Below are 23,139 nucleotides of genomic sequence, written 5' to 3' on the forward strand. Positions count from 1 at the left end.
GGCTATCGAGATGCCCAGGTGGGTGGCCGTTGGACTGGCCACTGTCATGTGAGCAGGGGGTCGCCTGCGGGGTGGCGTACGGGTGTCGGGGCCGCTGAGTAGACTCGCGGAATCGGCAGTGACAGGGGGATGTATGGCAGAGCGCGGGCGGGGGCCCGGCGTCTGATGGTGCGGTACTGGGCAGGGTTCTGCAGGCAGTTGGAGGGCTCGCGCACGCTGTTGTTCTTCTGCATGCTCACAGCCGGCGGCCTCGTCACCGGGGTCAGCGGACTGCTGCACTGGTGGCGGATCGGGATGAGCCTGGTCGCGCTAACTGTCGGGATCTTCGGACTCCTGGGCGTCGTCGGCTGGTTCGTACGGCTCGGGGAACTCGAACGGGAGCGCGCGGCACGGCGGCGTCGCTAAACGGGCGCCCTTTGAAGCCTTGTGACGCAACCCTCCTGTGGGCCGTCTCATCTTGACGGATCCTTGAGATCACCCCGGAGTGGGCTCGTCAGATCAGCCATTTGACGGGCGGCCGGAATCCCCCGTCTGATCCTCGTCGCTGATCTCCCTGGTCCATGATCACCAAGGAATCCTATGGCCTGGGGCTCTCCGGATGCCCACGGGCGGTCGGCTCGGGGTGCTCCGGCACTGTTGCCGCTGCATGGCTGCCTGCCCGGCCGAATAGTGCCGCTCGCCCTGCATCGAGGGGCACCGCCACCATTACCTCACGGGCAGGCGATCACCCTCCTCGTGGAGGGACCGCATCGTGCCTAAGGAGATCACCAACAGCCCCTCTGTGGGCAGGCGTTCAGTCAGGGGTGCCCGCAGAAGAAGTGCATACCATGCTGCGGGCTCGGCGCTTCGCCTCAGTCCCGCGCTGTGCTTTTCTGGCCCGCCGCCCAGCGAGAGGTGAGTGTGTCCACGGCGGCGACGGCCCGTCCGGTGCGGGCGTCGTCCGTGCGCACCGTGTTGCTGAACTCGACGTGCAGGAACGGGACATTCTCGGCCGCGGCTTTCCGGCCCTCCACGTTCTCGGTGCCTTCCAGCGGGCAGGAGCGCGCCCAGGCCCGGCATACCTCGAACCCCTGCCCCTGTAGGGCGTCCGCCAGGGTCTTGCCGTCAGCACGACCTGCCGTACCGGTCCCGGTGGAGGCGATGACGTCGCGGCCAGGATCGGAGTCGTCGGCGAAGCCGTGGACCTGGACGCCGGGCAGGCCGCGCTCGGCGAGCTCGTCGCAGACCGCCGCGAAGACCGTGTCGCGGCGGTGTGCGACGTCGGCCGAGTTGCCCCGCCCCGCGTCTCGATGGGCGCCCGCGATGACGAGGACACCGCCGGGGGAGCCCAACAGGACGCGCGCGCCGAGCCGTTCGGTGCGGGCATCGGCTACGGGGTGTGGCGCCTGGACGGACCAGCGCACGGGTGAGGACAGGTCGATGTAGACCCGGCCCCAGCCGCGGGGCGCGGGAACGGTCTCGCTGCGGTCGGAGAGTTCCGCGTACGTCCGGCCCGTCTCGGCATCCACGAGCGTGCGCAGCTGGTAGCCGACGCGGGAGAGGGTCCGGCCGGCCTCCTCGCGCTTGCCGTCGAGCACGAGTCCCACGGACTCGGCCATGGTGCGCCGGTCGGTGGGGCTTGGTGCGCGATATCCGGAGTCCCCGCGGAAGGGCGCGGCGAACTCGACTATGCGGCGCTCCAGTTCACTTCGGGGCGGTCCGCTGGGGGAGGGGGTCGCGCGGGGCTGCGGGTGCTGTCTGTCCGCCTGGTCGTCCCGGTTCGTGCCGCTGCCCCAGCGGCCTTCGGTGAGGGCGAGGGCCGACGCGATCAGAGCGCCGAGCAGGACGAGCGCCGAGGTGATGGCGATCGCTTTTGTCTTCCTGTGCACAGTCATGGCCGGACCAAAGATACGGGGCGAGGTGGGAAAGGAGGTGGGGGACCGAGAGGAGATGCAGCATGCAGCACCTACTTAGTCGCATATATGGGCTTAATCCGGACAATCGTCCTCTGTCGTGTCATTTGCCTGGGGCTTGCAGGTGGGCTGCCCCTTCCGCCCGTCGTTTGCCAAGGATTTGCGCAAAGATCTTTTCCAATATATTTTTCAGTGAATTTTGTTCGGAGGTAGGCAACTCTTTACCTATCTCATGGTTGGGGGTCTCGCGTCGCACGCTCGTACGCCCCGGGGTGGGACGGCCGCCTCGGGTTGGCGCCCGAAGAAGCAGAAGAGGAGCGTCGCGTTGGCGGCTTCGGGATCCAGGCGGCGGCACAAGGTCCGCCGCAGGTCGGACATGTCGCTGATAGGTGGCATACGTCCACCCATCGCTGTGCTGGCCACGCTGCTTCTGTCCCTCGCGGGCATCACCGCGCTCGCCCTCGGCAGACCCGAGAACGCGCTCGTACCGGAGGCCGTCCGCAAGTCCCAGCAGTACGTCGCCGAGGACGGGGCCATCGCGCTGCGTGCCTCCCTCGACGAATCGATCACTGATCTGACCCGCACCGCCACCCTCTTCAACCAGCAGCAACCCGCGCCCGCCGACGACGTCCTGGACAAGGTCGGCGATGTGTACCAGAAGTGGCGCGGCACCGCCGTCATGGAGATCGCCTCGGGCAAGCTCCTCGGTGCGCGCGGCGAGAACGTACCGCTCACCGCCATCGACCGAAGCCGCCTGGCCGACGAGGGCGGTCTGGCTCCGCGCCTGGTCCGCCTGGAGAACGGTCAGACCCGTCTGGTCACCCTGGCCCTGCTGTCCTGGGAAGGCCGGCCCCAACAGCTCCTGATCGCCTCCAGCAGCCTCAACTTCCCCGGTGTGAACCTCGGCGAGGGCCGGGCCATCGGCGTCGTGGACAGCGACGGGCACGTCCTGAGCAGCCACGGCGCGCTCGGCGGCAAGGGAGCCAGGGAGCAACTGCGCACCTTCGCGGGCATCGCGGCCAAGAAGGGCAAGCAGAACGCGATCTCCGCCAAGGCTCCCGGCGCAGGCGGCTACACGGGCGTCAGCGGCCACCTGGCCGGGGACAGCGTCGCGGACAAGCAGACCATCGGCGGCTACGCCACGCTCGCCGCGGGCGATCCCGGCCAAGCCACCCCGGCCGGCACTCTCGGTCTCACGGTCGTCACCCAGGTCGGTGTCGCCGAGCACGCGTCCCGGCTCGCCCGCCCCGCCGTCGGGCTCGTGGCGGCGGGCGCCCTTCTCGTTATCGGCGCCCTCGCGGTCATGCTGCTCCTGTCCACGGTGCAACGCCCCTTGATCAGACTCTTCCTGGAGAGCCGCCGCCTCACCCGCGGTGACCTAGAGCGCCCCGTGACCGTGCCGAGGTCCGGCGAGGCCGCGCGGATCGGCGCCGCCCTGGAGCGGCTGCGCTGCCAGCTGCGCGGAGCACCCGTCGCCGCGCAGGATCCACCACGTCCCGTACGCCGCAGGAGGCCCGGCACCCGGGCGCTCCTCGTCGTGTGCGCCCTGCTGCTGCTCGGATGGGCCGCGCCGCTGATGCTCCTGCTCAACCGGGCCGAGGACGACGTCCGCGTACCGACCCAGAGTGTCCACGACCAGAAGGCGCGCACCGCGACGCTCAGCGACCGGGTGCGCCGCGCCCTCAACGAGGGCCACGCCGACCTTGCCGCCGTCGCGTCCCTCATCGACGACCGCACCTCCGCCCAGGACATGACTGCCGTCCTGGACCGCACCGTCAAGGATCACCAGCGTTACGAGTCGGTGTACGTCCTCGGCGCCGACGGCACGATCCTCGCCCGGGCCGGTCACACCCCCCACCACGCCACAGGAGAGGCCCCTTCGGAGAACGCCTTCGAGGTGAGCGGCCACGGAGGCAAGAAACCCGTCATCGCCGCCACAGTCGCGGCGCCGGACCGCCAAGGCGCCGCAGTCGTCGGGGAGTTCCGCATCGAGTTCATCAACGCGCTGCTCGGCCGCCAGGGACTCGGCGAGGTCCGCGTCGTCGACACCGAGGGCCGCGTCATCGGCGGCGACTCGGGATACCGCGCCTTCCAGAAACTGCCCTCCTCACTCCGACCTCTGCTTGAGCGGAAGGCCGAGCACGGCGAGGTGCGGCGCGACGGCGGGAACGTACGCGTCGTCGCCGCAGCGCCGTTCTCCGGCGGCGGGGCGGCGGACTCCCTGCAGTGGACGGTGGTCAGCTCCCAGCCTGCCTCCTGGCTCGCCATCCCCGAGTACAGCCTGCAGAACCGCACGGTCCTCGCCGGCATGCTCGGCCTCACCGCGGCCGCGGCCTGCCTCGGCTGGCTGCACATCGTCGTCGCGCGCCCGCTGCGCGAACTGGCCGACCAGGCCGAGAAGCTGGCCGACGGCGACCGCAAGACAGTGCTCTACCCGCGCCACCACGACGAGGTCGGCGCCGTGGCCCGCAGCCTGGAACTGATCCGACAACGCCTCCAGGACCAGCAACGCCAACGCGACGGCGCCACCCGCACGCCCGCCGCGGCCGGAAGGAACCAGTAACACCGTGCTTTTCCTCTACACCGTGCTCGTGGTGTGCGGGGCCCTCCTGCTGATCTCCGGAGTGATCGAACAGCGGCGGCACTACGTCAACCTCGACCGCATCCCGACCCGCGTGCTCGTCAACGGCATCCGCGGCAAGAGCTCCATAACCCGCCTGTGCGCGGGTGCGCTGCGCGGCGGCGACCTCGTCACCGTCGCCAAGACCACCGGAACCGCTGCCCGGTTCATCCACCCGGACGCCACCGAGGAGCCCGTCTACCGCAAGTTCGGCATCGCCAACGTCGTCGAGCAGATCGGCATCGTGCGGCGCGCCAGCGCCTACCATCCCGATGCCCTCGTCATCGAGTGCATGGCCGTCATGCCCGCGCTCCAGGAGATCAACCAGTCCAAGCTGATCCGCTCGACGATCGGCGTCCTCTGCAACGTCCGCGAGGACCACCTCGCCGAGATGGGCCCCACCCTCGACGACGTGGCACGCTCGCTGTGCCGCTCGATGCCCGAGAACGGCATCTGCGTCACCGCCGAGAAGGACCGCTTCGCCATCCTCCAGGAAGAGGCCGAGAAACGGAACTGCCGCCTCGTCTACGCCGACCCGGAGATGGTCACCGACGCGGAACTGCGCGGCTTCAGCTGGTTCACCTTCAAGGAGAACGTGGCCATCGCGCTCGTCGTCGCCGGACTCCTCGGCGTCGACCGCGAGACCGCGCTGCGGGGCATGTACGACGCCCCGCCGGACCCCGGAGTCCTCTCCGTGGAGCGGTATGTGACCCACGAGGACAAGAAGCTCCGCTTCGCCAACGTCTTCGCGGCCAACGACCCCGAGTCGACGCTGATGAACATCAACCAGCTGCTCGACCTCGGCGCCATCCATCGCCCTCTGAACGTGGTCATCAACTGTCGCCCCGACCGTGTCGAACGCAACGGCCAGATGGGCGAGATCATCCCCGACCTCGACCCCGACCAGGTCTTCGTCATCGGCCACCCGGCCAAGTCCGCCATCGACGCCATCCCGGCCGCCTACCGCGACCGCGCTGTCGACCTCGGCGGCGACCGGCGCGACCCCGAGGAGTTCATGCGGGAGCTCCTGGGCCGGCTCGGGCCCGACTCCTCGCTCGTCGCCATCGGCAACATCCACGGCCAGGGCGAACTGCTCCTCGAACACCTCGCACACCTCCCGCCGGACGACTCCGCCGAGCCCGCCGCGCCTGCCACACCCGAGCGGATGGCCCGGGACGCCGAGCCGACCATGCAGTACGCACCCCACCTCGACCCCTACCAGCCCTACCCGCAGACGTACGAGGACCGCTACGCGCCACACGACGCGCAGCGCGCGGGGGAGCAGTACCCGCACCCGGCCCCGCACCCCGAGCAGAACCCGGCGCACCCCGCGCACCGGGAACAGGCCCGCACCCGCAGCCTGTTCGAGCCGCGCGTACCTCCCGCCGACGATTCCCCGCAGTGGCACAACCCAGGAGAGCAGCACCCTTGATCCCCTCCGTCCTGACCCCCGAGATCGCCGCCATCGGCATCGCGATCGGGCTGCTCTTCTCCCTGGTCTGCTACCTGACGACCAACCTCTCGCCCGGCGGCATGATCACCCCGGGCTGGCTCGCGCTGACCCTCGTCGAGGACCTGCAGCGCGCCGCGATGGTCGCTGGCGTCACCGCCCTCACCTATGCCGGCACGCTGCTGATGCAGAAGTTCGTGATCCTCTATGGCAAGCGGCTCTTCGCCGCCGTTGTCCTGCTCGGCGTCACCCTCCAGGCCACCGTCATGATCGTGCTCTCCTTGGAGTTCCCGCTCATGTACGCCAACCAGACCCTCGGCTTCATCGTGCCCGGCCTGATCGCCTACCAGCTGGTCCGCCAGCCCAAGGGACCCACCCTCCTCGCCACGGGATCGGTGACGCTCATGGCCTATGTCGTCCTCACCGCCGGAATCCTCCTCGGCGTAATGCCGTCCGCCTGACCCAGGATCGGAGCCGAAACAGCCATGCCCCCCATGAAGAAACGCACCACCGTGCACGCCCTGACCGTGCTGGCCCTGCTGGCGTCCAGCGCGTACCTCACCGTGGAACTGCGCAGGGAGGAGCGGGACTCGGCGCCCGGCGTCCAGACCGTCAAGGACCGCCCTGTCGGGGAGGCCGACGCCGGCAAGGACAGCGGCAAGGAGCGCTGGGAGCGCCTGAACAACCCCGCGCGCACCGTGCTGCGCGGCGACCAGGGCCAGATCCTGGCCACGTTCACCGACAAGGCGCGCACCGCGACCCTCAGGGGCCCCTCGCGCACCTTCGCCGAACCCGCGAACACAGCCGTCCGCGTCGTCACGGAGGACTGGGTACGTCTGATGCCCCAGGCCTGGCGCCAAGGAGCCGAGAAGGAGGCGTGGTTCAAAACCTGGTTCAACAAGGCCTCGAGCACCAAGGAGGACGACCTCTTCGCGACCGCCTTCCAGTACGCCACGGGAGCGCCGGTCAAGAAGGACGCCAAGGGCCTCGCGTACGCAGGCGACGCCAAGTTCGGCCCGGTCAACCCGGACCTCACCAAGAACCGCGGCACGCCGCTGCTCGAACAGTCCGACTTCTTCCACTACTTGGGCATCCCCTACACCTTCCGCGACGGCACGACCAAGCAGCCGGAGACGGCCCGCGCCGGCGCCATCGACTGCTCGGGGTTCGTGCGCATGGTGTTCGGCTACCGGGCTCGCTATCCGCTGGCGTCCGACGACAACAAGGGCGACGGCCTGCCCCGCACGGCCAATGGCATGGCGCGCTCGCGTCTGGGCGCGGACATCATCCCGCTGTCGGGCCCGGCGCCCTGGTACGAACGCCCCAAGAACATCGACGTGCTCCAGCCCGGCGACCTTCTCTTCTTCAAGATGGACCACCACACCGGCGACCGCCTCGACCACGTCGCCCTCTACCTGGGACCGGACACCGAGGGCCACAAGACGTTCATCTCCAGCCGCAAGGAAGTCAACGGTCCGACGATCGGTGACAAGGGCGGGGTCTCCCGCATCGACGGAAACGGCTTCTACGCACAGCTGCTGCGCAACGCGAAGCGGCTTTGACCCAGGGCCAGGCCGCTCTCCCGTCCGACGCAGTGGATCGGCCGCCAGCGCAAATACTTCCGCGACGGGACACTTGCCGAGCACCGGATTGCCGCCCACAACGCCCTCGGCATGATCTGGGACCACCGCAACAGCGCCTGACAGCGCAACCTCGACGCCTTCATAGCCTGGCGCGCCACCCACATGCCCTCGTCCCGCAGCCGCACGTCACCGACGACGGCATCAAACTCGGCGCCTGGGTCACCCAGATGCGCCACAAGTACGCCACCGGGCAGCTCCCGGCCCAGCGCGTCACCGAGCTTGAGGACGCAGGCTTCGCCTGGCGTCCGTCCTTCACCCTCGCCCAGACCCGCTACCCTGACGCTGCCCGCTCCTGGCACCGGCTGCATGGCCACCTCGGCGTGCCGCACAGCGGCGAACAGGACGGCCTCCGCCTGGGCAACTGGCTCCACCAGCAGCGCCGAGCCCACGCCGCAGGCACGCTCAACGAACAATCAAGTCGGCACTGGACGCACTCGGCTACGACTGGGACAGTCCCCCGCCCCGCCCCGCCCCGCATCCAGCCCGACCGCCGCCGCATCGCCCAGCCCTCCTCAGAAGCGGCCTGGCGCCGCGATACCAAGCCGCCCTCGGCTATTACATGGAACACGGACATCTGACCGTGCCCGACGGCACGGTTGCCGGAGGGATCCGACTGGACGCCTGGCTCACTTGCCAGCGAGCCGCCCGCCGCGCCAACCGCCTCACCGATGCCCAGACCGCCGCGCTCGACGCCATCAAGATCCGCTGGAACCGGTGAACTCGCCGAGACTCGACCGATTTGCCGCACGTCGACGGCAACAGGCGACCCAACAGAGGGCAGTGTGGGCATCCCGGTCACGGCCGCCGCAGCTCGATCTCCCCAGTCTGCAGGACACCGAAGCGACGCGGTTACCGACGGCGCGGTCGCAGGCGATAGCGTCCAGGGCTCCTGGGAAGGACACAGCTCGCCTGCCGGAATGCGCCGCTGCTCCCGGGAGCAGCGGCGCATTCCGGATCGGATGGTGCGCGCGGCGGCTGCATACGGTTCGAGGAAGGCTGTCGGCGTTCGCCTGAAAGTACCCAGCCCGGTACGCGGCTATGTATCCAGCAAGTTCGATATCGCCGGGCGTGGGGGCTACCCGCTTGTTGGCCTTCTTCGGGACGGGTGTGCTGGTCGTGAGAGGGGGGCGCCTCACCAGCTTGACTACGAGTCTTGCAACTTCCCGCGCAGGTGGTCTCGGTTTGGGCATGCTGGTGGCGGTGGACCGGGGGGCGAATATGGGGCGTAGGCAGAGTGCGTGGGCAGGGGCGGCTGTGGCGGGGACGGCTGCAGTCGTGGCGGCGGTGCTGGGGCCGGTGACCAATTACGCCAGTGCCACGGTGCCGGGGTGGGCGGCTCACGCGTGGGTCATCTGGCCAGTGTTCGCCGTGCTGGTGACCGCCGGCATCGGGCTGATGCTGTGGAGCCGACGGCTGGATGCCGCCGCAGGACCGCCAGTGCGGCTGGGGCCAGCGGGCCGATCGGCCTGGAGTCGGCAGGATTCCTTACACCCTCCGCATGTGGAGCGCGTGCGTGGACGCGAGGCCGAGCTGGCCGAGCTGGCAGGCATGCTGCGGCGGCCGCAAGGACGGTTCGCGGTGTTGTGCGCGGCTGGCGGGATGGGCAAGACAACGGTAGCCGCGCAGTTCGCCGCGCAAGCCGACGCGGCGGGCCGGCGCGTGTTTTGGGTGCGTTGGCGTGATTCCGCCGAGATGGCGCAGCAGATGGTGCAGGTGGCGCTGGCCTGCGGGCTGCCCGAGGCAGAGTTGGAGTCCGCGCGAGCCGGGCGGGTGAGTCTGCCCGATGTGGTGTGGCGGCAGTTGGGTCGGTCGCGGCGGTGGCTGCTGGTGTTGGACAACGCTGATGAGCCGCAAGAGATTGGCCCGGCAGGGGAGCCGTTGGCTGACTACCGCGGTTGGGTCCGTCCGCACGGCCGAGGCTTGCTGGTGGTGACCAGCCGGGACAGCAGCCCGCAGACATGGGGGCCGCTTGCCCGGCTACTGCCCTTGACGCCGCTGCCCGCACAGCCTGCAGGCCAGATCTTGGTCGACGTTGCTCCCGCTGCTGGCACAGCCGAGCAGGCTCGGGACCTGGCTGTGAGGCTCGGGGGCCTCCCGCTGGCGCTGCACGCGGCTGGCACCTACCTGGCCGAGCCCACCAGCCGCTACCGTTGCTTCACCACCTACTGCCAGGCCCTGGAGCATGAACTGCCCCTCCTATTGGGAGCCGAACACCCGGACGCCTCTCATCCGCAATTTGCCCGCACCGTGGTGCGGCACACCTGGGAGGTGTCCCTGGACCAGCTCGCCAGGGAAGGCAACGCTTTGGCCCGCCCCGTGTTGCGACTACTAGCAATACTGGCCGAAGCCCCCATCCCGCTGTCCCTCATCACCCCGGACTTGATGTCTGCTGTCACCGGAGACGACGTCACCGTCACAGCATTGGAGGCTACGTTTGCGGGGCTGCACCGGTATGGCCTGCTTGACCTTCCTTACTCTTCCGGCAACGCCGGGTTGGCATCGGGCCTCAGCGGCCCGGCGCAGGTGGTGCTGCACCCCCTGATCCGAGAGATCAATGCCGTCGCTCTAGCGGCCGAGGCACCCCATCTCGCCACTTGGCACCGAGCCCTCGCCGAGCGGCTGACCGCGGCCGTGCAGGAGGTGGACGAGCAGGGGCGCGCTGCCTGGCCTGCCGCCGTACTCCTCGCCCCTCATCTGCCAGTGCTGCTCGACCTCCCGGAACCAAGCTCCGCCACACACCACCGCACCGCCCTCAGTACGCTCGCGCAAGTACTGGAACACGCCGGCGCCTTCAGTGCAGCCCGCCTGCTCCACGAACGCGTCCTCGACTTCGAGAGCCGCACCCTGGGCCCCCAGCACCCCGACACTTTGACCAGCCGCAACCACCTGGCCAACGCCTTGTTCGGAATGGGCGAGCCGGCTGAGGCGATACGTCTGCTTCGGCAGACCCTGGAGGACCGCAACTGCGTCCTGGGCCCCGCGCACCCTGACACCCTGATCAGCCGTCACGACCTGGCCTGTGCCCTGGACGGGACGGGACAGCATGCAGAAGCGGTGCCATTGCTGCGGCAGACCCTCGCCGACCGCGTCCGTGTGCTGGGCGTCGTGCATCCGCACACGCTGGCCAGCCGTGACAGCCTCGGTCTCGCCCTGGACGGGATGGGCGAACATGCGGAGGCGGTCCGCCTGCACCGGCAGACCCTTGACGACCGCATCCGCGTGCTGGGCCCCGAACACCACCTCACCCTGCTCAGCCGCCACAACCTCGCCAGCGCACTGGCCAGGCAGGGCGAGCATGCGGAAGCGGAACGGCTGCTGCAGCAAGCTCTCGACGACCACGCCCGTGTCCTAGGCGTCAGGCATCCGCACACGCTGGCCAGCCGTGACAGCCTCGGTCTCGCCCTGGACGGGATGGGCGAACACGTGGAGGCGGTCCGCCTGCACCGGCAGACCCTTGACGACCGCATCCGTGTGCTGGGCCCCGAACACCCCGATACCCTGACCAGCCGACACAACCTCGCCAGCGCACTGGCCAGGATGGGGGAGCAGGAAGAGGCGGTACGCCTGCTACGACAGACCCTCGCTGACCGCGTCCGTGTGCTGGGCCCTGAGCACCCGCATACCGTGCGCACCCGCGACGACCTGGAGACAGCTTCGGCTGCCCGGCGTGCTGCGCAACGGCGACAGACCTGGTTGCGCCCCTCGCGAAGCTGAGGGCTGTCCCGTATAAGCGCGTGACCTGTGGCTTTGCCTGGCGGTACGGTCGCTGGGTGGAGCCGAAGCGGTTGAACGAATGCCCGTTGCACGGGGCCGGGGTGCGTCCTGATTTCCTGGTCGGGCGGCGTCTCGAACGAGTGCTTGCGTCGTGGCACCTGTACGGCACGGAACCCCGGACCGGCCCGCTGGATGTGTGGCTGATCGACAGCGAAGAGGTCGCCACCCACGTGACGACGGGATCGGACTGGTGCCTGATCGTAGAGACATCGGTCCCCCTTGAGGGATACGACATGGCGGAGTTCGGCCGCGTCGAGGTGGCGCCGGTTCACAGCGAGACCCCGTTCGCGGACCATCTCGGCGAGACGATCTTGGCGGTACACGACGAAGCGGACCCGGACACCGGCCGGGTCGCGCTTGAGCTCACCTTCGACTCCGGCCGTGTCCGGTGCGAGACCTGGTCCGGGGATCTGCGACTGTCCAGCAAGTGATCAGAGTGCCAGCACCTGCGGAAACTTGCCGTTGAAACACGACGGCCAGGCGGCATCGACGCGGAGCCGTCCCGCTGGTCATCGAACTCGTCTTGCCCAGCAACAAGGCCATGTGGCCTTCCGGTTGGAGCCACATCATCACTGGCGGTCTCACCGGCCACCTGGTGTGGCTGGCCGTCGCCTGGAGCAATCTGCGCACTGCCCTGGTAGTTCCCCACTGGCGTCGAGTACCTGGGGAGCGACATCGCAGTGCAGGAGCGCGGCATTTGGGCAGCTAAGCGGTCTTAGTGATATGCCGTGCGGCTTGGGGAGACGGTCGTTCAGTAGTTGGGTGGAGCCATGCCCGTGGTAGCGTCGCTCTCTTCTCCGGCATGCCGGACGGAGTCTCGTCAGGCACATCCATGACCAACCCGCAGCAGCAGCTCCAGGACGCACTTGAGGCGCTGAACGTTGCCTTCGCACCACTTTCCGGGCTGCCGTTCTCGGTAGGCGGCTGTACCCACTGCTACACGGAAGCCGATCTCGAAGTCCTGGGCGGGCCCGTGCACCTGGTGCCGAACCAGCTACTCTTCTCCGTCGCGCTCAAGACGCCCGACCACTGGGACAACTTCCCCGGCCTGTACCGCCGGTTGATTCCCCGCATCGTCCGCCTCCTCATCGCCGACCAGCTCGACCACGGCCTGGTCGCCTCTCGGCTGCTCGCCGCCGGGTGGCGCAACTGGCCGGCGCCGGAACAAATAGCCCTGAACGAGGTCTGGCACGCCTGGTGGCGCTCCGTCCTGCACTCCCGCTCGATTACGGGGCATATCACCGATGTGCTGGAAGCGCTCGCGGTCATCGCGGGCACACTTGCCCCCTGGCTGGCCCTGTGGGCCGACACCCGCACCGAGGCGGCGGACCTGCATCTGAGCGACGCGCTCGACTACTGGCTTATCGAAGATCAGCTCGCCGACCTCCATCTCGGCTTCTACGACGAGCTGCACGCCACTCCACAACTGCTGCCCTGGCTCCTCTCCCTGGAGGACGGCCGCATCGACGCCACCCAGCTGATGGAAGTCGAGCGCATCTCATCCAGCTGAGCGATCTCGGATGTGGGGCCCGGTCTGATCCGTTGCCCTGGCCCGTCGCGTGAGCGCGCGGTCGACGGCGAGGCGGAGATCCCGTGCCGGTGGTGTAGGCGCGGACCCGCACGTCCTGGTACTTGACGGAGCGCCATACACACTCGATCCGGTTCAACTCCGGCGATCTGGGGCGGGAGGTAGAACAGATGGACCCCGATGCCCGCCAGTTCCTTGTGCGCCCCTGGAAGACCTCGCCGCGGTGGATGGAGTCGTTGTCCCTCACGATGGTGCAGGGCCGGTGCCGCTTCCAGCCGGGCGGTGGCCTGCTGAGCCGGTCCACGCCGCCGGGCAGGCGGGCGATGCGGGGGAACCGATGTTGAGATCCCAGGTGATGAGCTTCCTGGCGTCGGCCTGGGCCTGTAGTTCGGTGAAGATCCGCTGCCAGATGCCATCCCGCTGCCAGCGCCGGAAGAGGTCATACACCCGCGCCCAGGGGCCGTACCGCTCCGGCACGTCCCGCCACGGGACGCCGGTGCGGATACGAAACCGTATGCCATTGATCAGCTGCCGCCTGGTCCATATCGGCGGACGGCCTGGTTTCTTGCCCTGGGTAACAACGGCCCCAGCCTGGCCCGCTGCGTACCCGGCAGATCTCCACGTGCCATCCGGTGATCACCACAGACCGTGATCTACTTCGGGGCATGGTGTCGATGAACGAGAAGCCGAGGTCATGACCAACCACTGCTGCGAGGCGATGAGCCGCCGCGTGAACGTGCGCTGCGACCAGCACGACGACCCCTTCGCCTGCCCGGACGCGCTGATCGACTTCAGCGCCAAGTTCCAGGAGTACGGGCTGATCATCCACGACGGCGGCAGGTCGAGCATCACCGTCGACTTCTGCCCCTGGTGCGGACGGCGTCTCCCCGAGTCACAGCGGGACCGATGGTTCGATGAACTCGAACGCAGTGGGATCGATCCGTGGGAGGACGAAGTCCCTGCCGAGTTCCAGGACGACCGCTGGCTTGCCGCCCTGCCTCGGGATTGACCAACCAGCAGCCTCTCAAGCCACTTCCGATACACGCTCCAGCGGCCGAGGGCCTGTCGCGCGGACAGGTTGTGGTACTTCCGCAGCCGGTACAGCTCCCAGCACGACAACACCGTCACCGACACCGGAGCGCCGAGCAGAAACACGATCCGGGCAAGGACGGGAACCTCGGCGTTCGCGTTGTTGATAATACCGAGGGCGGCCATCACCCATGCCAGCACGGTGGCGAGAACCGGCGGGAGCACCTCGTGGATGTCGGCGGTGCGGAACACGTGGTTGAGGCAGAGCGCGATCCCGTACAGGGCGAATCCCAGCGACCATGTGCAGAGGGCGATGAGGACGACCATGCCGGGAATCCCGATGGCGTCACGGAAGCCAGTGGTCGCCGAGTCGGGCGCGACGGCGAGGGGGAAGGTTGCCATGGACCCCATCAGAGCCGCCACCGCCCCGAAGGGCTCACATAGGACGCGGTCTTAGAGATGGGTTCTCAGCGTTCATGATCAACTGAGGGTACGCGCCAGCGCCGATCGCATCCGAGGCGGATACACCCCCTCGTCACCTTCGGCGGTGGCTCCGCGATCATGGTGCTTGTCTACTGGAAGACCCTGATCTACCGAAAGGGACTCATGGCCGGCGCCCGGATGCTCCTTGCCACCGCCCTCGTCGTCGTACTGGCTGGTTGTAGCGCGGGTCACCCTGCCGGTGACAGCGACCGGGCGTCGCCCCGCCCCTCTTCGTCCGTCGGCGGCGCGAACCCGGTTGAGACGTCCGCCCTGCCCGGCCTTGAGGCATGGGTCTACCCCGGATCCACGGGGGAGGACACCTGCGGGGCCGTCGCCGAGTACCGCGACGGCAGGCTCCGCCATGGAGTGCTCAAGCCGCAGTACTGGGACGTCGACCCAGGTGGCGCACTGAAGCTGCTGGACTCCGACCTCCACCCTTGCAACGGCTTCAGCGAGGCCAACGCCGCGGATGTCAAGGGGCATTCGGCCGCCCAGTACACCACCGTCTCCGCGATGGACCGGTCCGCGATAGGCGCGTTGGTCAGCGACCCGGCCCGTCGTACGGCTGCGGTCGGCTCGCTCACCGAGCTCGCCAAACGTATCGGATTCACCGGTGTGGACATCGACTTCGAGGACTTCTGGGCCTGGACGGCCGACGACGAGCGCGGGTACGAGGCATTTCTCGCCGAGCTCGCGGGGAGTCTGCACCGCGCCGGCCTCAAGCTCCAGGTCGACGCTCCGGTCGAAACCCATGACGGCGACTCGGTGTTCAGCTACGCGGCCGTCATGCGGGCCGGTGTGGACCAGTTGGTCGTCATGGACTATGGCCGACAGTTCAACACCCCTGAGGGGGAGCGGTGCTGGGCTGTCTCGCCGCACAGCTGGGTGCGTGAAGCCGTTGCGTACGCCCAGTCCCAGGTGCCGGACAAGGACCGGCTGGTCATCGGCCTCCCGTCGTACGGCTTCACCGCTCCCGACCCTTGCGTCCCGGACAAGGTGAAGGACAGCGTCGCACTCGCCACGATCCGCCGGGCGCCCGGCTACTCCGACGACCTCAGGACAACGGCTGCCCGGCGGGACGCAGCCTCCGGAGAAGTCCGCTGGACAGCGGGCGGCACGCTCTACGACTACACCGACCAGCAGGGTATGGACGCAAAGTTGGCCGTCCTCCAACAGCTCGGGGTCACGCACGTGTCGGTGTGGACGCTGGGCGGAAACCCATGGTTCTCGGCGGGGGCGCTGCGGCGCGCTGCCCGCTGAGTCGCGGCAGGGCCTCTCCCTGACGCCAACGCGCAGGCGTTATAAGGCTGGTGACGGTGTTCGACACGGTGCTCCCGGCAATCTGTGACTAGTAGGCGACCGGGTACTACGCGCAGACGGGTGTCTTCGGGTGATTGGCCGTGGTCGCGCACTCCGCCCGCCGCTACTCCCGCTCCCGCGTCCGTCCCGGGTCGCCCGCTGCGTTCTGGCGCCCGCACCCTTCTAGCGGTTGTGCGACGCAAAGCCGGCCCGGGGGGAGGACCTGTCGTGACAGGAGCGCTGGCTGCGGGAGATCAGTCGGCCGGAGCCGCCGTCGCGGCTGTCCGCATGCTCCTGGCGCAGCCGGAACGGCCCGTCGTAGAGCTTGTAGCCGAACGCGTACGAGTTGTCCTCGCGCAGAGTCTGGGCGGATACCAGGCTGGTGCTGTTGAGGGAGTACGAGAACCTCGTCCTTGGGCGCCCAGGGTTCCGTGATCAAGACTTGTCTTGGTTGCGCAACTGAGGAACTATCTAAGCGCGCGCGCCGTTGATCGCGTTGAGAACAGGAACCTGGACAGTTGCGGGAGTAGTTCATGGGTGTGTCCTTGTCCAAGGGCGGCAACGTGTCGTTGAGCAAGCAGGCTCCCGGCCTGACCACTGTGACCGTCGGGCTTGGGTGGCGGGTCAGCCCTGCCGCGGGCGCCGGGTTCGACTTGGATGCCAGTGCGCTGCTGTGCGATCAGTCGGGGAAGGTCCTCTCCGACCAGCACTTCGTCTTCTTCAACAACCTTCGCAGCCCTGATGGTTCGGTCACTCACTCCGGAAACAGCACGCCGGCCGGTGGAATGGACAACGAGCAGATCCGCGTGGACGTGGCCCGGGTCCCGGCCGACGTCACGAAGATCGTCTTCGCTGTGTCCGTTTATGAAGCAGGGCCGCGGAGCCAGAACTTCGGGCAGATCGACAGTGCGTACATCCGTGTCGTCGACCAGGACAGTGGTGGCGAGCTGGCTCGCTACGACCTCAGGGGCGACGCCTCGGCCGAGGTCGCGATGGTCTTCGGTGAGCTGTACCGGCATGGTGCCGAGTGGAAGTTCCGTGCCATCGGCCAGGGGTACGCCTCGGGACTCGCCGGCATTGCCAACGACTACGGCGTCGACGTCCTGCGCGAAGCCCCAGCCGCAGGCGGCACCACCGCCCCCCTTCCGCCGCCTCCCTCCGCGCCGCCCGTAATTCCCGCACAGCCCACCCCCGCGGTCGCCGTCCCCCGAGCGTCGACGGCCGCAGTACCCCAACACCCCGCAGGGAGTTCTTTCGTGACGTGCTTCTTCGACCCCAACCACGGCCCCGGTACGACGTCCGTGATGTGGTCCCCGCAGTGGGGCGTCCCCCGCCCGATCGAGACGTGTGGCAGCTGCGCGCAACGGGTGCAGAGCACGCCGCCGCCGTACTACACCGTCCCTGCGGCTCAGGCGGGATATCCGCAACCGGTGCAGCAGGGGTACCCGCAGCCCGTACAGCAGGGGTATCCGCAGCCGGTACAGCAGCAGGGGTACCCGCAGCAGCCCGGTGGACAGCCGGGACAGCCCCGTCGCTTCGGCACGGGCGCGCTGATCGGCGCCGGTGCGGCCGGCCTCGTCGGTGGTGCTCTCCTGAACGAGGCGCTGAGCGACGACGAGCCGAACGTGGTCGTCAACAACTACTACGAGGACGACGACTTCTAAAGAGAACGGCGATCAGCGCGGCAGCCGTAGCCAGCCGATCCCCCTCCGGGGGGGGATCGGCTGGCTACGGCTCAACTGCCGTGTCTGCAGGTATCGCAACACCAGAGGTAGGCGTTCTTCGAGGCAGGCATCGGGCAGTTGACCACGCATACGAACAGTCGGTGATGATCACGTTGTTCCACCGCTTGGGGGAAACAGGATCGCACGCGTGGCACGCGGGACCGCGTTCCGATTTCTCGCGATCCCGTTGCGCCCGTCCGGCTACGAGCCCTACGTCCGGGACGTGGCCCTTGAGTTGGTCCTGATGCACTCACCGCGATCACGTCTGCCGTGACGCGGGCACGAGCCCGCCGGCCAGGGCCATTGAACTGAGCTCCACGGCCAGCTCGTCAGGGTTTCGGGGCGGCCAGTTTCCCAAGGGCAATCAGATGCTTCTCGATGCCAAGCGTTCTCGGTGTCTCCGACCGTGATGCCCAGAAGCGCGGCGACCAGGCCGCTGGCGTATCAGTACCTGGATTCGGCTGTGTCAGGCTTGCGGGTGGCCCTCATCCCAGCTCGGCCGTCCAGCGCGCAGCGTCCCGATGTGGTGGGAACGATCGACCAGGTGCGCGATGTCCGCGTAGGGGTCGGCGTCGAGTAACAGTGCGTCGGCAATGGAGCCGACGGTGATGGTGCCCGGTGTTGTCGCCTGCTGACCGATCTTCTCGGCCGAATGCCGGGTGCCGGCCGCCAGGACCGCGGGCAGAGGCACCCCTGCCTTTGCCAGCAAGTGCAGTTCTCGCAGCAGGGCGTCGGGTGGCGAGGGCATCAAGATGGCCACGTCGCTGCCCGCGGTGATCTTCACTCCCGCGTCGTGCATCAGCGCCAGCGTGCGCATGGCATAGTCGAAACGGATGTGGGAGTCCTGCGCGGAATGCCGGGGAACTGGCGTCCGTAGATCGGGCGGCTGGTGATCTGCGGGATGTCGTCGTGCGTGGCGAAACCGTCATCGAGCAGCTGCTGCAAATAGCCGGCCTCGCCGTTGTGCGCGATCTGCTCCCAGGTGACCAGGGTGGGGCGGTAATAGGTGTTCGTCTCGGCCAGCAGCGCGGCGACGTCGCGGGCCTGTGCCGTACTGCCGGGGTCCTCCGGCCGGAAAGCGTGTTCGATGCCGTCCGCGCCGGACGCCCCCGCCTCCTCCAGATCGATGCGTTCGTGGACATGAACGAGTACTTTCTTGCCCTTCTCGTGCGCGGCCACGACGATGACTTTGAGGGCGCTGAGGGGCAGTTTGTCCGGCGCGCCGGGCTCGCCGTCGTAGATGCACTTGATGAAGTCGACCTGATCGGCCAGCTCCAGTGCTTGACGATGGGCGACGTCGGCATTGTCGGTCTGGTAGGTGATAGTGGCCCGTGCCGGATCGTCCAGGACCGGCCAGCCCTTGACGCCGGTGAACACCGGCCCGGCGAAGAACAACCTGGCAGCGGCGTCGGTGGCCTTGTCGCGGTAGTCGCGGGCGGCGAGCTCGGTCGCCAGTGGACCGCCGAGGTCGACGACGTTGGTCACCCCGGCGCCCAGGAAGTCGGTGAGCAGCTGGGAGATGTACCTCGCCCGCTCGTTCTCGGGCTTGGAGTACGCGTGCCCGCCCAAATGCGTATGATTTTCCTACAGGCCGGGCACCGGGTAGCCACCCCGCCCGTCGAGCACAGGGGAGCCGTCCGTCGCCGTCGGCGCGTCGGCCGTCGGCCGGATGGCGCTGAACCGGGCGAGCTTGTCGCGGCGGCTCGCGATCCCACCCACCGCCGCTGGGTCCTGGCCCGCCGCAGCCTGGCGCGTCCCGAAGAGATCGCGTACGTCCAACAGCCTTCGGATTTCTGCCACGGTGAGGGGAAGCGGCAGCTGCGGGCGAGGAGCCCTGCCGGATCAACACCAACGCCGCCACCATCGGCTAGCAGCCAGCAAAGACGGCAGCGAATTCTCCGCCAAGAAGATCACTCCATGTGAGAGATCTCTGAACCGCCGTCTCGACCACGCCAGCGAGGCTGGAGCTGGCGTTCGTCAGGCGCTCCCTCAAGATTCGCACCGACGAAGCCCCGCAGTCCGGCGGTACAGCGGATCCTCGCCGAGGACGCGTAGCGCGGCGCATGCACCACCGCTGAAGCCGGAACAGCCCCGGACGCGCTTGTCGTCGCGGCGGCGTTCGCAGATGCCATCCCGTACGGCCTGAAACGCCGCCCCCATTCTCGGTCCGTGAAGGGCGGTGGCCCCGGCTGCCCCGCTCCGGGACGGCCAAGGCCGCGCCTCAGCCACCTGTCAGTACAGGCCCCGATAGATGTTCCAGCCGCGGCCGAGACTCACACGGGGACGGAAGCCACCTGTGCCCGTGCCCTGGTAGCTGAACAGTTCGCCGTCTGTGGTGACGGCCAGCAGGTCGCCTTTGCCGTCGCCGTTGATGTCGCCGATGGCTGTCAGACGGATGTACTGCTGCCAGCCACCACCAAGGCTGACCCGGTCTGTGAAAGGCGCCTGCGGATTGCCCGTCCCCGGATACAGATACAACGCCCCGGCAGGGGTCCGGGCGAGGATGTCGGCCCGGCCGTCACCGGTGTAGTCACCCGCGCCGACGATCGCGTCGTACGCGTTCCATCCGGCGCCCAGCTTGGTCCTTTCGGCGAAGTGGGTGAGAGGGTAGGTGCTGACGCCCGGGTAGAGGTACATGACTCCGTCGCTGTCACGAGCCAGCACATCGCCCATGCCGTCTCCGGTCAGGTCACCGGGCCCGGTGAAGCTGGTGAAGCCGCCCCACCCGAAGCCTTGCTGCTGCGAGCCGGCGCCGCCGGTGTAGAGCAGATCGTTGCAACTGGCGAGGAGGTCCGCCTCGCCGTCCATGGCCAGGTCGGACGCGAAGGCGAAGCGGGTGGCGGGGTTCGTACCGCAGTAGTAGAGGGTGGGATCGCGTCGGCGGTCCGAGAGCTTGCCGTTGTTGAGAGATCTGTAGGAGTAGAGGGCCCCTTGGCTGTCCACGCCAAGGACCCTGGGCTTTCCGTAGGCCGGTACGCCGCCGGCAGTGGCGAGCACGTCCGCTTCCTGCCAGCCGTAGGGCCAGCGGAACGAGGAACGGTCACCGAAGTGGCCCGTGCCGTCCCCCGGGTAGATGTACAGGGTGCCGTCCTCGGTGCGGCCGACCAGGTCGCCGATGCCGTCGCCTGTCATGTCGTCGCCGCCGGCGATCTGGTTGTAGGCGTTCCAGCCGGTCCCGACCTTGATCGGGGGCTTGAACATGCCGGTGGGGTCGCTCGTACCGGCGAAGAAGTAGAGGTCGCCGCCGGGGGTGCGGGCGATCAGGTCGCCGATGCCGTCGCCGTTGGTGTCGCTGACTCCGACGAGCTGGTCGTAGGCCCCCCAGCCCGAGCCGACCTTGAGGCGCGGGCCGAAGGGAGCGGAGAGGTTGCCGGTGGACGGGTAGAGGTACAGGTCTCCGTCCGGTGTCCGGGCCAGCAGGTCCGGGCGGTGGTCTCCGGTGAGGTCTCCGGTGGCGAAAACCTTGTTGAACTCCTGCCAGCCGCCGCTGGACCACGTGGTCGCCGACGTGTAGGTGGGCTGTGTGGTGCGGTACATGGTGAGGGTGCCGTCGGCCGACAGCGCCATGAACTGGAGCCGCCCCGCGGCGTTCCCGTCCTGGTTGCCCACGGGGATGATGTCTTTGTAGACGTCCTGGTCGGGGTGCTCGCGATTGATGGTGAAATCGCTGCCGAGGGAACTGCCGCCGTACTTGAGACTGAAGGTGTGGCTGGCTCCCGAGTACGAGAGCAGATCCCCGAGGCCGTCCCCGTCGAAGTCCGAGCGCGGTTCCGCGTGGACCGGCGGCGGCGGGACCGTGGCGTCGGCGACCGCAGGGCCGGTGGTGAGCATGCCCGCGGACAGGGCCAGCCCGACGCATGCGGCGATGCGTTGGGCGCGTCTGGCGCGCGGCCGGGTGTGAGTGTTGAGAGTCAAGTTCCCCCCTGGGAAAGTTGGATGCGTGTCCTCGCGGTGTTTCCGCGTGTCGCCCGCACAGCAAACACCACGACGTCCGGCGAAGCTCCGGCGCCCCGGCGGCCATCGTGACGATCGCCTCGCTGCTACGGGGTGAGCCGTCGCACTCGCCTCGCACATGATGTGGGCGTGATGCCCCGACGGCGAGCGCGTGGTCGTCAGAGGTGCAGTTCGGTCTCCCAGGCTTCGAAGGGCGGAACGACCTGATAGTTCGGGTCGCAGCACGCCCGAATCCACTGCGCGACCCGGTACTGCGCATCCCCGTCGTTCAACACCATGCCGTCAGCGTCAACTTGCAGCACGTTGCCGTAGATCGCGAAGACCTGCTCAAGCGCCGAGCCGAAGCCAAAGACAGTGGAGTGGTAGTCGACCCCGTCGAGCAACTCGACGTCGATGGTGCCATTGGCCAAGTAGAAGGCGAACAGCCGAAGCGAAGCGCGCACGTCGACGGAAAGATGCTCCATGCGCGCATCATGCACGACCTCGTCACCATCTTGGCAAGATCTTTTGACGACAGGTCCTGGTAGGGCTTTGTTAGTAACGAAGCCCTACCAGTGTCCGGCGCCGGAAGTTCCCAGGGAGTTCTGGCTGAGCCGTGAACGGTCAGCGTGCCAGGCCGGCGCCCGGAACCTGGTCATCGAGGACGCACGGATCTATCAGTCGATCACTGGCGTAGGACACCAGCGCGGCGCCGTGTCCACCGAAGGTCTCGGCTCATCGCGGGAGACAGCCCACCTCCTGCGCTCCACGTGCAACGCCCGGTTCCTTCTTGAGTCGATCGCCAACTCGAGTCGATCGCCGAACTGGATGCGGGAGCGGGAGAGGTACGGGAGCTCATCGAGATCGACGACTGTAATGACGGACCCCGCTCTTCTGCCTGACGCCCCCGTTCGTCACACTGAGCCGTGCCTCGAATAGCCACCGTCACCTCGTCCCGGAAGGTCCGCCGCCTCACCACGATCGCGTTCTTCGGTCCACCGGTGATCGTCGGGCTGTCGTTGCTGGCCGCCAATCCGGACTGGAGCGGGCTCGGGCTGGTGCTCGGGACCTTCGCGCTGATCGCGACTCTCTTGCTAATGATCACCGCCGCGCCGAACGGGTGGTTGATCGTCGGCGGGGTGATCCTGGGGATCGCCGCGCTGTCCGTACCGGGGCCGTTGCTGCAGGCAGAGGTGATGGTGCATCAGGGGCAGCGGGTGGAGGTGCGGGTCACCTCGGTGAAGAGGTACCAGGGCAAGCACGGGCCGGAGTACACCTGCTTGGTGGAGCGGGTGGACGGCAAGCCGCTCGAGCACGCCGAGCTGGGCAACGACTCCTGCGACGCGCCGATGGAAGTCGGGCAGACCGAGGACGTGCTCATCGACCCGCACGGCTGGACGGCGCCGGAACTGACCGAGACGGACTACAGCGGGATCGACATTGCCGCATGGGCCCTGCCGGTGGTTCTGGGGCTCTTCGAGCTGCTGGTCTGGCTGTCCCGGCGGGTCGGGCTGCGTCGGTTCGAGGGCCGCTGACGGCGCCCGGATCCGGAAGAACGAGGCCTGGTCTCCGCACGTGGTGCGGCGGCACGCCCGGATAGCAGCGCCCGTCCCCGTGCTGATGCTGGGGCATCGGCGTGCTCGGCGCCAACCCGGAGTGGTTCCCGGCAGCGCTAATCCTCGGTGCGCTGACCGTGGCCCTGTGCTGTGACCGCATAGACACCTCACGACCCCAAGCCGTCAAGCTGTAGCGGCCAGGGCGGTT

21 protein-coding genes are annotated in these 23,139 nt (G+C 68.3%); 13 read left to right on the forward strand and 8 right to left on the reverse strand.

The features are described 5' to 3' along the window. Positions 1 to 231: 231 nt before the first annotated feature. Entirely contained in the window at positions 232 to 405 is a 174-nt protein-coding gene (locus tag IE206_RS36960) for a hypothetical protein (protein ID WP_189970175.1), read from the forward strand. Between the two features lie 446 nt (positions 406 to 851). Here IE206_RS36960 and IE206_RS36965 read toward each other — a convergent pair whose 3' ends face one another. Beyond that, positions 852 to 1,874 (reverse strand): hypothetical protein, encoded by a 1,023-nt coding sequence (locus IE206_RS36965; protein ID WP_189970178.1) that lies wholly within the window; start codon positions 1,872 to 1,874, stop codon positions 852 to 854. A 394-nt stretch (positions 1,875 to 2,268) separates the two neighbouring features. Here IE206_RS36965 and IE206_RS36970 point away from each other — a divergent pair, with 394 nt between their 5' ends. The 9 genes from IE206_RS36970 (at position 2,269) to IE206_RS37010 (ending at position 12,889) form a co-directional block, all read left to right on the forward strand. Continuing rightward, entirely contained in the window at positions 2,269 to 4,455 is a 2,187-nt protein-coding gene (locus IE206_RS36970; protein WP_189970180.1) for a HAMP domain-containing protein, read from the forward strand. Positions 4,456 to 4,459: 4 nt separating this feature from the next. Then, positions 4,460 to 5,944: a poly-gamma-glutamate synthase PgsB gene (gene pgsB / locus IE206_RS36975; RefSeq protein ID WP_189970183.1), complete on the forward strand. Its 1,485-nt coding sequence runs from the start codon at positions 4,460 to 4,462 to the stop codon at positions 5,942 to 5,944. Next, positions 5,941 to 6,423: a poly-gamma-glutamate biosynthesis protein PgsC/CapC gene (locus tag IE206_RS36980; protein ID WP_189970185.1), complete on the forward strand. Its 483-nt coding sequence runs from the start codon at positions 5,941 to 5,943 to the stop codon at positions 6,421 to 6,423. Before pgsB ends, IE206_RS36980 begins: the two co-directional genes overlap by 4 nt. A gap of 24 nt (positions 6,424 to 6,447) precedes the next feature. Further along, positions 6,448 to 7,524 carry a C40 family peptidase gene (locus tag IE206_RS36985; protein ID WP_189970186.1) on the forward strand — a complete coding sequence of 359 codons (1,077 nt, stop codon included), beginning with the start codon at positions 6,448 to 6,450 and terminating at the stop codon, positions 7,522 to 7,524. Between the two features lie 32 nt (positions 7,525 to 7,556). Then, positions 7,557 to 8,183, forward strand: a complete 627-nt coding sequence (locus IE206_RS36990) for a helicase associated domain-containing protein (protein WP_189970188.1) — start codon at positions 7,557 to 7,559, stop codon at positions 8,181 to 8,183. Continuing rightward, a complete protein-coding gene (locus IE206_RS36995; RefSeq protein ID WP_189970190.1) occupies positions 8,165 to 8,323 on the forward strand; it encodes a helicase associated domain-containing protein in 159 nt (52 codons plus the stop codon). The genes IE206_RS36990 and IE206_RS36995 overlap by 19 nt, the downstream gene beginning before the upstream one ends. A 578-nt stretch (positions 8,324 to 8,901) precedes the next feature. Beyond that, entirely contained in the window at positions 8,902 to 11,319 is a 2,418-nt protein-coding gene (gene fxsT / locus IE206_RS37000; RefSeq protein WP_189970192.1) for an FxSxx-COOH system tetratricopeptide repeat protein, read from the forward strand. Positions 11,320 to 11,375: 56 nt separating this feature from the next. Continuing rightward, a complete protein-coding gene (locus IE206_RS37005) occupies positions 11,376 to 11,810 on the forward strand; it encodes a hypothetical protein (RefSeq protein ID WP_189970194.1) in 435 nt (144 codons plus the stop codon). A gap of 401 nt (positions 11,811 to 12,211) precedes the next feature. After that, a complete protein-coding gene (locus IE206_RS37010; protein ID WP_189970196.1) occupies positions 12,212 to 12,889 on the forward strand; it encodes a hypothetical protein in 678 nt (225 codons plus the stop codon). A gap of 261 nt (positions 12,890 to 13,150) precedes the next feature. On the opposite strand, the gene IE206_RS43730 is transcribed toward IE206_RS37010, so the two are convergent. Together IE206_RS43730 and IE206_RS43860 are read right to left on the reverse strand one after the other, a co-directional pair. Beyond that, complete coding sequence (locus IE206_RS43730) at positions 13,151 to 13,453, reverse strand: transposase (RefSeq protein WP_189970222.1); 303 nt, start codon at positions 13,451 to 13,453, stop codon at positions 13,151 to 13,153. 90 nt (positions 13,454 to 13,543) lie between these two features. Continuing rightward, positions 13,544 to 14,338: a hypothetical protein gene (locus IE206_RS43860; protein WP_308433978.1), complete on the reverse strand. Its 795-nt coding sequence runs from the start codon at positions 14,336 to 14,338 to the stop codon at positions 13,544 to 13,546. A gap of 159 nt (positions 14,339 to 14,497) precedes the next feature. Between IE206_RS43860 and IE206_RS37025 the strand changes: the two genes are divergently transcribed. Together IE206_RS37025 and IE206_RS43495 are read left to right on the forward strand one after the other, a co-directional pair. Then, positions 14,498 to 15,679 (forward strand): glycosyl hydrolase family 18 protein, encoded by a 1,182-nt coding sequence (locus IE206_RS37025; protein ID WP_189970199.1) that lies wholly within the window; start codon positions 14,498 to 14,500, stop codon positions 15,677 to 15,679. A 572-nt stretch (positions 15,680 to 16,251) separates the two neighbouring features. Continuing rightward, on the forward strand, positions 16,252 to 17,382 hold the full coding sequence (locus tag IE206_RS43495; RefSeq protein ID WP_189970201.1) for a TerD family protein: 1,131 nt from the start codon (positions 16,252 to 16,254) through the stop codon (positions 17,380 to 17,382). A 526-nt stretch (positions 17,383 to 17,908) separates the two neighbouring features. On the opposite strand, the gene IE206_RS37035 is transcribed toward IE206_RS43495, so the two are convergent. From IE206_RS37035 to IE206_RS37055, 5 genes are all read right to left on the reverse strand, one after another. Continuing rightward, entirely contained in the window at positions 17,909 to 18,259 is a 351-nt protein-coding gene (locus IE206_RS37035) for an amidohydrolase family protein (protein WP_189970203.1), read from the reverse strand. Continuing rightward, positions 18,241 to 19,011, reverse strand: coding sequence for an amidohydrolase family protein (locus IE206_RS37040; protein WP_189970205.1), 771 nt, complete (start codon positions 19,009 to 19,011; stop codon positions 18,241 to 18,243). Before IE206_RS37040 ends, IE206_RS37035 begins: the two co-directional genes overlap by 19 nt. A gap of 15 nt (positions 19,012 to 19,026) precedes the next feature. Then, entirely contained in the window at positions 19,027 to 19,242 is a 216-nt protein-coding gene (locus IE206_RS37045) for a hypothetical protein (protein ID WP_189970207.1), read from the reverse strand. 432 nt (positions 19,243 to 19,674) lie between these two features. Further along, positions 19,675 to 21,357 carry an FG-GAP repeat domain-containing protein gene (locus IE206_RS37050; RefSeq protein ID WP_189970210.1) on the reverse strand — a complete coding sequence of 561 codons (1,683 nt, stop codon included), beginning with the start codon at positions 21,355 to 21,357 and terminating at the stop codon, positions 19,675 to 19,677. Positions 21,358 to 21,554: 197 nt separating this feature from the next. Then, a complete protein-coding gene (locus IE206_RS37055) occupies positions 21,555 to 21,860 on the reverse strand; it encodes a DUF7677 family protein (protein WP_189970212.1) in 306 nt (101 codons plus the stop codon). 516 nt (positions 21,861 to 22,376) lie between these two features. Between IE206_RS37055 and IE206_RS37060 the strand changes: the two genes are divergently transcribed. Continuing rightward, the gene (locus tag IE206_RS37060; RefSeq protein WP_189970214.1) at positions 22,377 to 22,910 is read left to right on the forward strand and encodes a hypothetical protein; all 534 of its coding nucleotides are present in this window, start codon (positions 22,377 to 22,379) and stop codon (positions 22,908 to 22,910) included. Positions 22,911 to 23,139 lie beyond the last annotated feature (229 nt).

The sequence above is a fragment of the Streptomyces violascens genome (genome assembly GCF_014649955.1).
Taxonomy (GTDB): Bacteria; Actinomycetota; Actinomycetes; order Streptomycetales; family Streptomycetaceae; genus Streptomyces; species Streptomyces violascens.

Coding starts and splice junctions, on each gene's coding strand:
- IE206_RS36985 (WP_189970186.1), top strand. CDS start 6,448: ATGCCCCCCATGAAGAAACGCACCACCGTGCACGCCCTGACCGTGCTG.
- IE206_RS43495 (WP_189970201.1), top strand. CDS start 16,252: ATGGGTGTGTCCTTGTCCAAGGGCGGCAACGTGTCGTTGAGCAAGCAG.
- IE206_RS37055 (WP_189970212.1), bottom strand. CDS start 21,860: ATGGAGCATCTTTCCGTCGACGTGCGCGCTTCGCTTCGGCTGTTCGCC.
- IE206_RS37035 (WP_189970203.1), bottom strand. CDS start 18,259: ATGCGCACGCTGGCGCTGATGCACGACGCGGGAGTGAAGATCACCGCG.
- IE206_RS37025 (WP_189970199.1), top strand. CDS start 14,498: ATGGTGCTTGTCTACTGGAAGACCCTGATCTACCGAAAGGGACTCATG.
- IE206_RS37010 (WP_189970196.1), top strand. CDS start 12,212: ATGACCAACCCGCAGCAGCAGCTCCAGGACGCACTTGAGGCGCTGAAC.
- IE206_RS36995 (WP_189970190.1), top strand. CDS start 8,165: ATGGAACACGGACATCTGACCGTGCCCGACGGCACGGTTGCCGGAGGG.
- IE206_RS36960 (WP_189970175.1), top strand. CDS start 232: ATGCTCACAGCCGGCGGCCTCGTCACCGGGGTCAGCGGACTGCTGCAC.
- IE206_RS36965 (WP_189970178.1), bottom strand. CDS start 1,874: ATGACTGTGCACAGGAAGACAAAAGCGATCGCCATCACCTCGGCGCTC.
- IE206_RS43860 (WP_308433978.1), bottom strand. CDS start 14,338: ATGGCAACCTTCCCCCTCGCCGTCGCGCCCGACTCGGCGACCACTGGC.
- IE206_RS36970 (WP_189970180.1), top strand. CDS start 2,269: ATGTCGCTGATAGGTGGCATACGTCCACCCATCGCTGTGCTGGCCACG.